Origin of the sequence: Thioalkalivibrio sp. ALE16, assembly GCF_000381305.1 — a bacterium.
Classification (GTDB): domain Bacteria; phylum Pseudomonadota; class Gammaproteobacteria; order Ectothiorhodospirales; family Ectothiorhodospiraceae; genus Thioalkalivibrio.
This window is the reverse complement of the sequence record NZ_KB906383.1, coordinates 1-11,074: the sequence shown is the minus strand read 5'-3', so window position 1 is coordinate 11,074 and position 11,074 is coordinate 1. Positions and strand designations below refer to the sequence as shown.

Below are 11,074 nucleotides of genomic sequence, written 5' to 3'. Positions count from 1 at the left end.
CGCGCTCGAGTCGCTTTTGCGTGCGAACAAGGCGCGGTGACTGCCGTGCAGTCATTCTGCACAAGGGAGCCGCAACGCCGTGCGCATGCAAAAGCGGCCGAGCCCCTGCTTTCAATGGCTTGTGGGGTTGGTGCCCCCTGTTCCCCGATCCTGCGTTGCGCCGCTTGCGGGTAGAACCACTACCCGCTGCACGACGCGCCTTGTCTCGGAAAACAGGGGGCACCAACGCGGACGTGCGATTCAATCAGCGTCTCCCTAGGCACTCCGGCGCCGCCCCGGTTAGGCTAGGCACCCGGTTTTCTGTCCCCAGGTGTCGCCCGTGGCGATCGCAAAGCTCTCCGAACAACTGATCAACCAGATCGCGGCCGGCGAGGTGATCGAGCGCCCGGCCTCGGTGGTCAAGGAACTGCTCGAGAACGCCCTGGACGCCGGCGCGACGCGAGTGGACGTGCGCCTGGAGCAGGGTGGTGTCCGGCTGATCCAGATCAGCGACAACGGCAGCGGGGTCTATCGCGACGAGATGCCGCTGGCCCTGTCGCGCCACGCCACCAGCAAGATCGCCTGCATGGACGACCTCGAGGCCCTGCACACCCTGGGGTTCCGCGGCGAGGCCCTGCCGTCCATTGCCTCCGTATCCAGGCTCTCGCTGACCTCCATGGTCGACGGCGAGCGCAATGGCTGGCGCCTGACCGGGGACGGCTCCGACGTCTTTCGCGAGGCCGCACCGGCGGCGCACCCAGTGGGCACGACGGTGGAGGTCCGCGACCTGTTCTTCAACGTCCCGGCGCGGCGCAAATTCGTGCGCACCGAACGCACCGAATACAACCACTGCGAGAACGTGATCCGCACCCAGGCCGTCGCCTGCCCCGAGGTGGCCTTCACCCTGCGCCACAATGATCGCGTGACCCTGGACCTGCCGGCCACCGAAGACCCGGGCGAACGGGTGCGCGCCCTGCTGGGCGATGCCTTTCTGGAGCATGCGACGCCGGTGGACGAGCAGCGCGCCGGGCTGGCGCTGTCCGGCTGGCTCGGCTCGCCGACCCAGTCGCGGGCCCAGCCCGACCAGCAGTTCTTCTTCGTCAATGGCCGTGCGATCCGCGATCGCGTGCTGGCCGCGGCCGTGCGCAAGGCGTATCAGGATGTGCTCTACCATGGCCGCCATCCGATGTTCGTGCTGGACCTGGAGCTGGATCCGACCCAGGTGGACGTGAACGCGCACCCGACCAAGCAGGAGGTGCGCTTTCGCGAATCGCGCATGGTCCACGACTTCATCTTCCACAGCCTGCACAAGGCGCTGGCGGCCCTGCGCCCGGGAGACGCCGGGCATGCCGCCGCGGTGCCCGAGTCGCGGGGTGCGCCGGCCTTCGCGGGCCAGGAGGCGTCCCGCCCGGTACCGACGGACCGCCCGTTGTCCGGGCTCGGCGTGCCGGGCGCCGGTGGCGGGTATGGCGGGTACGCGCCGCCCCGCGAAGCGCGACCGGAGCCATCCGGGCGCGATCCGGGCTTCGGTGCGGCCTGGGCCGAGTTCCGCGGGGCGTCGGCGGTGGCCGAGGCCCGACCAGCCGCCTACGAACAGCCGTCGGCCGCCGCGCCGACGGCATCCGCGACGGACCCGGATGCCGACTCCATGCCGCCGCTCGGGTTCGCGCTGGGCCAGGTGGCCGAGACCTTCATCCTGGCCGAGAACGCCCGTGGCCTGATCGTGGTGGACATGCACGCGGCCCACGAGCGCATCACCTACGAGCGCCTCAAGCGCGAGTGGGAGGGGGCGCGAGTGACCTCGCAGCCGCTGCTGGTACCGGAGACCCTGGAGGTCACCCCGGCCGAGGCGGAACTGGCCGAGGAACGCGCCGACCTCCTGGCCGGGCTTGGCTTCGAGCTGGACCGGGCCGGTCCGGAGGCCTTGACCCTGCGTGCGGCGCCGGCCCTGCTGCGCGGACAGGACACCGCCCAGCTGGTGCGCGACGTGCTGGCCGACCTGGCCGCGGTGGGCTACAGCCATCGGGCCGAGGGCGCGATGAACGCGGTGCTGGGCACCATTGCCTGCCACGGTTCCGTGCGCTCGGGACGGCGCCTGACCCTGCCCGAGATGAACCAGCTGCTGCGCGACATGGAGGCCACCGAGCGCTCCGGCCAGTGCAATCACGGTCGCCCGACCTGGGTGGAGCTGGACCACTCGGCGCTGGATCGCCTGTTCCTGCGAGGGCGCTGATGGCCGAACTGGAAGCGGGCCGGCCGCCAGTCGTGCTGCTGGCCGGCCCCACCGCGAGCGGCAAGACCGCGCTGTCGCTGGCGCTGGCCGAGGCCCTGGACGCGGAGATCGTCAGCGTGGATTCCGCGCTGGTCTACCGCGGCATGGATATCGGCACGGCGAAGCCCGATGCGGCCGAGCGGACCCGGGCTCCGCACCACTTGCTGGATATCCGCGACCCGGAGGACACCTACAACGCCTCCGATTTCGCCCGCGATGCCCGCGCCGCGATCGATGCGATCCATGCGCGCGGCCGGATCGCCCTGCTGGCGGGCGGGACGCTGCTGTACCTGCGCGCGTTGCTGGACGGCTTCGATGCGATCCCGCCGGTGCCGGAGATGGTGCGCACCTCGGTGCGAGCGCGTCTGGAACACGAGGGTGCCGCGGCCCTGCACGCCGAGCTGAAGGTCGTGGACCCGGCCGCCGCCGCGCGCATCCACCCGAACGATCCGCAACGCATCCTGCGCGCGCTGGAGGTCTACGCGGCGACCGGGTGTGCGCTGTCGAGCTTCCAGCAGGGGGCGGCGGCGCAGGTCCCGTCCGGCTGGGTTTCGCTGGCGCTGTGGCCGGAGGACCGGGAGCGCCTGCGGGCGCGGATCGCCCAGCGCTTCGACGCGATGCTGGAGGCGGGATTCGTCGACGAGCTGATGGCCCTGACCCGGCGGCCCGGACTGACCGCAGAGCACCCGTCGCAGCGGGCCGTGGGCTATCGCCAGGGCTGGCAGTGGCTGGCGGGGGAGTACGACTTTGCGACCTTTCGCGAACGCGCCGTCGCCGCGACCCGGCAACTGGCCAAGCGCCAGCTCACCGGCTTGCGGCGCTTTCCGCTGCATGCGCGGCTGAACGCGGAGCACGCGGATCTGTCGCAGGCTCTGGAGGCGATCGACGCGGCTCGTACTGCGCCGGCGACGGCGGTGACGTCCGGATAACGCCGGACCGGGCGTTGAACGGCGACCCGCAGCCGGTATGCTACGCTTCAGGTAAGCCGACCGGCGGGCCGGCAAAGAGTCGTTCGCACGGCTCGCGAACCAATAATAACGATCAAGGAACGCACCGATGGCCAAAGGGCAAATGTTGCAGGAACCCTTCCTGAATGCGCTGCGCCGGGACCGCATCCCGGTCTCCATCTACCTGGTGAACGGGATCAAGCTTCAGGGGCAGATCGAATCCTTCGACCAGTTCGTGGTGTTGCTGCGCAGTACGGTCTCGCAGATGGTGTACAAGCACGCCATCTCCACGATCGTCCCGGCCCGGCAGGTGAACATGAATCTCGAGGGCGAGGCGGCCGCCTCCGCGGAGGCCGAGTCCTGATGAGGACGGGTCCCCGGCTTGTTTGAGCGTCCGGAGAGCGGTGGCGAGGCCGCCGTTGGCAACGCGGCCGTCCTGGTCGCGCTGAACATCGGGGACAACCCCGATATCGAGGCCCAGGTCCAGGAGTTCGACGAGCTCGTGCGTTCCGCCGGGGCCGAGATCCAGGCGGTGGTGCGGGGTTCCCGCGACCGGCCGCACCCGAAACTGTTTGTCGGGGCCGGCAAGGCCGACGAGATCCGCGAGGCGGTGGAGGCCACCGGCGCCGACGTGGTGATCTTCAACCACGCCCTGTCGCCCAGCCAGGAACGCAACCTCGAGGCCCACCTGAAGTGCCGGGTGCTGGACCGCTCGGGGCTGATCCTCGACATCTTCGCCCAGCGTGCCCGTTCCCACGAGGGCAAGCTCCAGGTGGAGCTGGCGCAGTTGCGCCACATGTCCACGCGCCTGGTGCGTGGCTGGACCCACCTGGAGCGGCAAAAGGGCGGGATCGGCCTGCGCGGGCCGGGGGAAACCCAGCTGGAGACTGACCGGCGTCTGCTGGCCGGGCGCATCAAGCATATCGAGCGGCGCCTGGAAAAGGTGGAGCGCACCCGTGAACAGGGCCGCCAGGCGCGCCTGCGCAACGAGATCCCCACGGTCTCGCTGGTGGGCTACACCAACGCCGGCAAGTCCACCCTGTTCAATCGTCTGACGCATTCCGACGTCTATCAGGCGGACCAGCTGTTCGCGACCCTGGACCCGACCCTGCGTCGCCTGGACCTGGCGCCGCACCAGTCACTGATCCTGGCCGACACCGTGGGCTTCGTGCGCGACCTGCCGCACGAGCTGGTCGCCGCCTTCAAGGCCACCCTGACCGAGACCCGCGAGGCGGCCCTGCTGCTGCACGTGATCGACGCCGCCGACCCGGAGCGCGAGGCGCGCATCCGTCAGGTCGAGGAGGTCCTCGCGGAGATCGGTGCCGAGGACGTGCCCTGCTGGCGGGTCTACAACAAGATCGACCAGCTGGAGAACCCGGCCGAGGATCCGGACGAGCGCTTCGGCCTGGCGGATGACGCCTTCTGGCTGTCGGCCCGTACCGGCGAGGGAGTGGCGCGCCTGGAACAGCGCCTGGCCGAGACCTTCACCGAGTCCATGACCCAGGGCTGGTTCGAGCTGCCGGCCGCGGCCGGTCGGCTGCGTGCCCAGCTCTACGAGGAAAAGGCCGTAGAGGCCGAACAGACCACGCCGGACGGGGCGATCCAGCTCCGCCTGCACCTGCCGCAGCGCCGCTTCGAGCAGCTCTTCCGCACCGCCGGCCTCGACCCCGAGGCGGCCCGCCTGGAACCCCGGGCATCCGATACCCCCGCGTAATCCCGTCGCGGCCCTCCGCGCCGATCGCCATCGCCAAGCGCTTCCTCTTCTGTCGATCAGCAAGAGTGACCACGAAGCTCACGAAGGCACGAAGAAGGTCAAGGGCGATTGCACCACGGAGGGCACGGAGGACACAGAGAAGGGGCCATTCTGGTCAAGCATGACTCAGGGGCTTCGCCGCTCACCCGAGCGGGGTTGAACACACCGGCTCCCATCTAATCGGCTGAAGATCTTTCGATTTTCTCCGTGAACTCCGCGTCCTCTGTGGTTAATACGCTTTTGACCTTGACCTCCTTCGTGCCTTCGTGAGCTTCGTGGTGGATACAGCCGGCGGATCGAGGGCGCTCCCGGTGTGCGGGGTCGCGTGGCCAGGAACTTTTGCGCTAATACCTGACCAAAATAGTCGGACATTCATGCAAAAGCCAACGCGAGGAGTTCCGCATGATATTTGAACGCTTTGTCGATCCCGGCCTGTCCCAGCATTCCTTCGTGGTCGGCTGCCAGGGCAGCGGCGAGATCGCCGTGATCGATCCGCAGCGCGACGTCGACGTGTACCTGGATTATGCCGAACGCAACGGCTATCGCATCACCCGCGTGATGGATACCCACATCCACGCCGATTTCGCCTCCGGCGCCCGCGAACTCGCGGACAAGACCGGCGCCCGTCTGCTGCTGTCCGGGCACGATGCGGGCGAGCATTTCCAGGTGCAGTTCCCGCACGAGGACCTGGTCGAGGGGGATGGGATCCAGCTCGGCAATGTGCGCATCGAGACCCGCCATGTACCGGGGCACACCCCGGAACACCTGATGTTCGTGGTCTATGACGGGGCCCGCTCCGGCGAGGACCCGATCGCGATCATCACCGGTGACTTCCTGTTCGTGGGCTCCCTGGGTCGGCCGGACCTGCTCGGCGAGGAGGCCAAGCAGGCGCTGGCGCGGCAGATGTTCCACAGCGTGCGCGAGAAGCTGGCGGATCTGCCTGACGGGGTCGAGGTGCATCCGGGCCACGGTGCCGGCTCCGCCTGTGGCGCCGGGATGGCCGGTCGGCCGGTCTCCACGCTCGGCTACGAGCGTCGGACCAACCCGTACCTGGATCCGTCGCTGGACGAGGACGCCTTTGTGCACCAGCTGTTGAACGGGCTGCCGCCGATCCCCGATTTCTATCCGCGCAACAAGCGGATCAACTCCGAGGGGCCGAAGGCGGTGATCCCGCTGCCTGGCATGACGGCCCTGGACCCGGACGCGGTTTCGAGCCGTGCCGCCGCCGGCGAGGTGACGGTGATCGACCTGCGCGATCCGCTGGCCTTTGGCGGCGGTCATATCCCCGGGGCCCTGGGCATCGGCATCGACGGTGGTTTCGCCAACTGGGCCGGCTGGGTCACGCCGGACGATACCCCGATCGTGCTGGTGGACCGGAACGGGGATCCCGCGGTGATCGAGCAGGCCGTGCGCCAGCTGGTACGCACCGGCCGTGACTATATCGAGGGCTTTGTCCGCGGCGGCATGGCGGCATACGCCAGTGCCGGCCTGCCCCTGGCCACGCTTGCCCAGCTGGATGCCCCGGCGGCGCGGACCGCGATCGCCGACGGGCGCCTGCGCCTGGTCGATGTTCGGGCCGTCTCCGAGTTCGAGGCCGGCCATGCGGAGGCCGCGGTCAATCAGCCGGTGGCCGATACCCGCACCGGCATCCCCGGGATCGACAAGGCCGAGCCGGTGGCGGTGGTCTGCGGCAGTGGCTACCGCTCCACCGTGGCGGGATCCATCCTCCAGCGCCTGGGTTACCACCAGGTGTACAACGTGGTGGGTGGCATGCAGGCCTGGGACCGAGTGGATGCCAGCGGCGAGGGCGATCGCCGGGCCGCCTGATCTCCGGTGTCGCGCGGGCGGCAGGCGCCGCCCGCTTCCCCACGAAAAAGCCCCGGGTCCTGCCCGGGGCTTTTTCGTGGGGCGCCTTGTTTCAGGCGTCGCCCTGGGCCAGGGTCTCCCGGTCGGCGCTGGCCAGGTACAGGGTCAGGGTCTCGCCGGCGCGGATGCCGTCGCCGTTCAGCCCGTTCCAGCGGCGCAGATCCCCGATGCTGACCTGGTGGCGACGGGCGATGGTCGACAGGGAATCGCCGGGGCGGACCTCGTATTCGACGCGCCGGCCATCGGGGCCACGCTCGGGATCGGCGCGCACGACCTTCAGGGTGTCGCCCGGGCGCAGGATCGCGTCTGGCTCCAGACCGTTGGCGGAGCGCAGGGCCCCGATGGACATGCCGGTCCGCTGGCTGATGTGCCACAGGCTGTCACCCGGCTGGACCTCGTAATCCTCGGCGGGCTGGCCGTTGTCGCCGGCAACTTGTACCGGGGTGTCCTCGCCGGAGGCGCTGGCTGGCAGGCGCAGCGTCTGCCCGGCGCGGATCAGGTCGCCGTTCAGGTTGTTCATGTCGCGCAGCACCGCCACCCGGGTGCCGGTGCGTTCGGCAATCCGGCCCAGGTTGTCGCCCATGCGCACGGTGTACTCCCGGAACCGGATCAGGGGTTCGTCATCGCGTGTCTCCAGTGCCGTCTCGAGGACCGGAAGGGCCTCGCGCGGGACGAACAGGTGCTGCGCGCCGCCGGGGTGGGTGGCGTGCCGGTGATAGCCCGGGTTGAGCTGCTTCAGGGTCTCGGTGTCCAGATCGGCGAGTTCCGCGATCAGCGAGAAGTCCGCCTGGCGGCCGGGTTCGATCATCTCCAGGGCCGGCTCGTTGGCGATGGGCATGATGGCGATGTCGTGGCTGTCCGGGTCCAGGAACAGGTGGCGCAGGGCCAGCAGCCGCGGGATGTACGCGGTGGGCTCGGCGGGCAGGTCCAGGCTCCAGTAGTCGGTGGGCTCGCCGCGTGCGGCGTTGCGGTCGATCGCGCGCTGGATGTTGCCCTGGCCGTAGTTGTAGGCGGCCAGCGCCAGGTACCAGTCGTCGAACCGGCGGTGCAGGGCCTGGAGGTAGTCCAGCGCGGCCAGCGTGGACTTGTAGACATCGCGGCGCCCGTCGTACCAGTGGTCGCGCGCGAGGTCGAAGTAGTCGCCGGTGGCCGGCATGAACTGCCAGATCCCGGCCGCGCGGCTGCGCGAGGTCGCCTGAGCGACGAAGCCGCTCTCGACGATCGGCAACAGCAGGAGCTCGGCAGGCATGTCGCGCGCCTCGATCTCCGACAGGATGAAGTAGGCGAAGGGCTCCGCCCGCCGGGTGCTGTGTTCGATAATGCGCGGGTGGTCGCGGTAGTGCTGGATGTAGCGCTCCACGCGTTCGTGGTCCAGCGCATCGTTGAAGCCGAAGCCCAGGCGCGCGCGCTCCCACAGGTCATCCGTCTCGGCGGCGCGCTGTGCGGCGTCGCGGCTCTGGCGTTCCATCGCGGCCTGCACATCCTCGGTGGTGCGCGGTTCCACGATGGGCTGATCCGCCGCCGAGGTATCCAGCGTGCGCTCGGAGTCGTGTAGGCTACAGGCAGAGGCGAAGAGTGCCGTCAGGCCCAGGGTCATGGCGGTGGTCAGCCGCGAGTGGAGGCGTAGTTTCATGGCGCTGGAGGATAAACCAGAGATGGGGGATCACCAAGACCCGTTCCTGAACTGGTTGGCGCACTGGTACGCCCAGCCCCAGGGGCGCAGGGTCCGCGAGCGCTTTCTGGAACGCATTCGTCGCTACGGTGACCCGGGCCCCGGCGACCTGGCCGTGGAGCTGGCCCCGGTGCCGATCCTGGAGGACAGCGACGCCCTGCAGGCGCCGCTGGTCCGCATTGCCTCGACGCATCCGGTGTTGCGCATGGACCCGGAGGCCTGGCCGCTGGAGTCCGACTGCGCCCGGCGCATCGTGCTGGCCCATCCCTGCGCGCAGAGCGACCATCCGGAGGCGGTGGTGGCCGAGGCGGCCCGCGTGCTGGAACCCGAGGGGCGCGTGTTTCTGCTGGAGGGCAACCGCCTGCAGCACGTTGGGCGCAACGGCGTGCGCGCCTCACCGGTGCCCGAGGGACTGCGCCGGCGCCAGTATCGCGAGCTACTGGAGGCGGCGGATCTGGAGGTCCTCGATCAGTGGAGCCTGAGCCTGCTCCCGCCGGGGCTGCCCGCCGCCTGGCAAAAGCGCCTGGCGACCATGGACGCCTGGACCCTGCGCGGCCTGCCACCGCTGGCCAGCATGATCCTGACCGTCGCCCACAAACGTGTGGACATGCCCCTGCGCCCGGCACAGCGGTTCCGCTTCGCGATGCCCAACCCCGCGATGCGGCCGGGGCTGGTATCCTCGCGCACCGATCATTCCGGAGCCCGCCGAACGCATGGCTGACGAACGCGTGTACATCTATACCGACGGGGCCTGCCGCGGCAATCCCGGTCCCGGCGGCTGGGGCGCGATCCTGCGCTTCGGCGGGCGCGAGCGCGAGCTCTACGGCGCCGAGGCGGAGACCACCAACAACCGCATGGAACTGACCGCCGCCATCCGCGCGCTGGAGGCCCTGAAACGCTCCTGCAAGGTGGAACTGGTCACGGATTCCAAGTATGTGAAGCAGGGCGTGACCGAGTGGCTGCCCGGCTGGAAACGGCGCAACTGGAAGTCCGCCAGCGGATCCCCGGTCAAGAACCGCGACCTGTGGGAGGCGCTGGACGCGCAGGCCCAGCGTCACGATATCGAGTGGTACTGGGTGCGCGGCCACAGCGGCCATCCGGAGAACGAACGTGCCGATGAACTGGCCAATGCGGGCATCGACGCCCTGCTGGCCGGTGAACCGATCGAGAACTGAGGGGTAACGCGATGCGCCAGATCGTGCTGGATACCGAGACCACGGGCCTGGAGCCCGGCGACGGCCACCGCATCATCGAGATCGGCTGTCTGGAGCTGGACAACCGCCGTCCCACCGGGCGCAAGCTCCACGAGTACCTGCAGCCGGACCGCGAGATCGACGCCGGCGCTGTCGAGGTCCACGGGATCACCAACGAATTCCTCGCCGACAAGCCACGCTTTGCTGACGTGGCCGGTGAGTTCGTCGATTTCATCCGTGGTGCGGAGCTGATCATCCACAACGCGCCGTTCGATGTCGGCTTCATCAACCATGAACTGCGTCTGCTGGGCGATGCGGCGCCGGCGACCGAGGTGGCCGAGGTCTGCACCGTGCTGGATTCGCTGGTGATGGCGCGGCGCATGCATCCCGGGGCGCGCAACTCCCTGGATGCGCTATGCAAGCGCTACGAGGTGGACGGTTCCGAGCGTACGCTGCACGGCGCGCTGCTCGATGCCGAGTTGCTGGCGGATGTCTATCTGGCGATGACCGGGGGGCAGGTGGCGCTGACGCTGGATGCCGGGGGTGACGGCGACGCCGCGGCCGGGCCCGTCCAGGCGCGCCGTTCGGGCAAGCCGCTTCCGGTGATCGAGCCGACGCCGGAGGAGCAGGCGGCGCACGAGGCGCTCCTGCAGACCCTCGACGAGGCAGCCGGCGGCACCTGCCGCTGGCGCGCCAACGCCTGATTCCGTCGTCCGGCGGCGGAGCTTTTCCGGCCTTCTGGTGCCTTCGCTCGGCCGCCTGCCCTGTTGTGGCTAGGCCTGGTTCGTCCTCCGGTGTTTACGTGCCTTCGGTCCGCAACCTGCCCGGCGCTGACTCGCCAGCGCGCCCCGAGGTCCTTTCTTGCTTGCCCAAGAAAGGACCCAAAGAAGGGCACCCGGATTTCGCCCGGGAACCTTGCTCCAGGGCTCTCGGGCCGGCGGCGCTGAACTCGCTGCGCCTGCGGCTCCGCTCAGACATCCAGCGCCTTCTCCCGGCCCATCACGCCCTCCGCGAGGGGCTCCATACGGGAGGGGAAGGTCAAGACAGAAGGTATTCCAGCCCCACGACACAACAATAGTTATTGCCATCCGAAAGCCCCCGGCGCCCGCTACGCGGGCGCGGCACGCAACGGCCGCAGGCCGAGCGTGCCCAGGATGTCCGAAGACCCAGCCTTCATCCACAGGCACGATTGCTAGGACGGCCGTTGTCTTGACTTTGAACCCCCGTTGTCGTCGCGCCGAGCGGAGAGGGTTTTCGCGGGATCAGAGGCGCTGGATGTCTGAGCGAAGCGCAGCGTAGCGAGTTCAGCGCCGCCCGCGAAAAGCCTCGGAGCGAGGGAAACCCCGGCCCGCACAGCGGGCCGGGGTCGCGGCAGTCGGGCGTGTTTCTTGG

Annotated in this window: 9 protein-coding genes and 1 pseudogene; 8 read left to right on the top strand and 2 right to left on the bottom strand. The window is 69.3% G+C overall.

Going from position 1 to position 11,074, the window contains the following annotated elements; all coding sequences use genetic code 11:
• Positions 1–319 precede the first annotated feature (319 nt).
• The 5 genes from mutL (at position 320) to F627_RS0115275 (ending at position 6,778) form a co-directional block, all read left to right on the top strand.
• Positions 320–2,212 (top strand): DNA mismatch repair endonuclease MutL, encoded by a 1,893-nt coding sequence (gene mutL, locus F627_RS0115295; RefSeq protein WP_019584572.1) that lies wholly within the window; start codon positions 320–322, stop codon positions 2,210–2,212.
• Positions 2,212–3,180: a tRNA (adenosine(37)-N6)-dimethylallyltransferase MiaA gene (gene miaA, locus F627_RS0115290; protein ID WP_019584571.1), complete on the top strand. Its 969-nt coding sequence runs from the start codon at positions 2,212–2,214 to the stop codon at positions 3,178–3,180. The genes mutL and miaA overlap by 1 nt, the downstream gene beginning before the upstream one ends.
• A 127-nt stretch (positions 3,181–3,307) precedes the next feature.
• The gene (gene hfq / locus F627_RS0115285) at positions 3,308–3,562 is read left to right on the top strand and encodes an RNA chaperone Hfq (protein ID WP_018141991.1); all 255 of its coding nucleotides are present in this window, start codon (positions 3,308–3,310) and stop codon (positions 3,560–3,562) included.
• Positions 3,563–3,580: 18 nt separating this feature from the next.
• Positions 3,581–4,912, top strand: coding sequence for a ribosome rescue GTPase HflX (gene hflX / locus F627_RS0115280; RefSeq protein ID WP_019584570.1), 1,332 nt, complete (start codon positions 3,581–3,583; stop codon positions 4,910–4,912).
• A 441-nt stretch (positions 4,913–5,353) separates the two neighbouring features.
• Positions 5,354–6,778, top strand: coding sequence for a rhodanese-like domain-containing protein (locus tag F627_RS0115275; RefSeq protein ID WP_019584569.1), 1,425 nt, complete (start codon positions 5,354–5,356; stop codon positions 6,776–6,778).
• A gap of 91 nt (positions 6,779–6,869) precedes the next feature.
• Here F627_RS0115275 and F627_RS0115270 read toward each other — a convergent pair whose 3' ends face one another.
• Positions 6,870–8,450, bottom strand: a complete 1,581-nt coding sequence (locus F627_RS0115270; RefSeq protein WP_026329870.1) for a LysM peptidoglycan-binding domain-containing protein — start codon at positions 8,448–8,450, stop codon at positions 6,870–6,872.
• On the opposite strand from F627_RS0115270, the gene F627_RS0115265 reads away from it, so the two are divergent.
• Genes F627_RS0115265 through dnaQ form a run of 3 tightly spaced genes read left to right on the top strand, consistent with a single transcriptional unit; the run spans position 8,449 to position 10,386 of the window.
• Entirely contained in the window at positions 8,449–9,210 is a 762-nt protein-coding gene (locus F627_RS0115265) for a hypothetical protein (RefSeq protein WP_028485091.1), read from the top strand. The two genes, F627_RS0115270 and F627_RS0115265, sit on opposite strands and share 2 nt — an antisense overlap.
• Positions 9,203–9,664 carry a ribonuclease HI gene (gene rnhA / locus F627_RS0115260; protein WP_018867128.1) on the top strand — a complete coding sequence of 154 codons (462 nt, stop codon included), beginning with the start codon at positions 9,203–9,205 and terminating at the stop codon, positions 9,662–9,664. The genes F627_RS0115265 and rnhA overlap by 8 nt, the downstream gene beginning before the upstream one ends.
• Before the next feature lie 11 nt (positions 9,665–9,675).
• On the top strand, positions 9,676–10,386 hold the full coding sequence (gene dnaQ, locus F627_RS0115255) for a DNA polymerase III subunit epsilon (RefSeq protein WP_019584568.1): 711 nt from the start codon (positions 9,676–9,678) through the stop codon (positions 10,384–10,386).
• A 266-nt stretch (positions 10,387–10,652) separates the two neighbouring features.
• Here the strand turns inward: dnaQ and F627_RS17265 are convergent.
• A pseudogene (locus F627_RS17265) lies at positions 10,653–10,859 on the bottom strand (hypothetical protein).
• Between the last annotated feature and the right edge of the window lie 215 nt (positions 10,860–11,074).

Coding starts and splice junctions, on each gene's coding strand:
- miaA (WP_019584571.1), top strand. CDS start 2,212: ATGGCCGAACTGGAAGCGGGCCGGCCGCCAGTCGTGCTGCTGGCCGGC.
- hfq (WP_018141991.1), top strand. CDS start 3,308: ATGGCCAAAGGGCAAATGTTGCAGGAACCCTTCCTGAATGCGCTGCGC.
- F627_RS0115275 (WP_019584569.1), top strand. CDS start 5,354: ATGATATTTGAACGCTTTGTCGATCCCGGCCTGTCCCAGCATTCCTTC.
- F627_RS0115265 (WP_028485091.1), top strand. CDS start 8,449: ATGGCGCTGGAGGATAAACCAGAGATGGGGGATCACCAAGACCCGTTC.
- F627_RS0115270 (WP_026329870.1), bottom strand. CDS start 8,450: ATGAAACTACGCCTCCACTCGCGGCTGACCACCGCCATGACCCTGGGC.
- rnhA (WP_018867128.1), top strand. CDS start 9,203: ATGGCTGACGAACGCGTGTACATCTATACCGACGGGGCCTGCCGCGGC.
- dnaQ (WP_019584568.1), top strand. CDS start 9,676: ATGCGCCAGATCGTGCTGGATACCGAGACCACGGGCCTGGAGCCCGGC.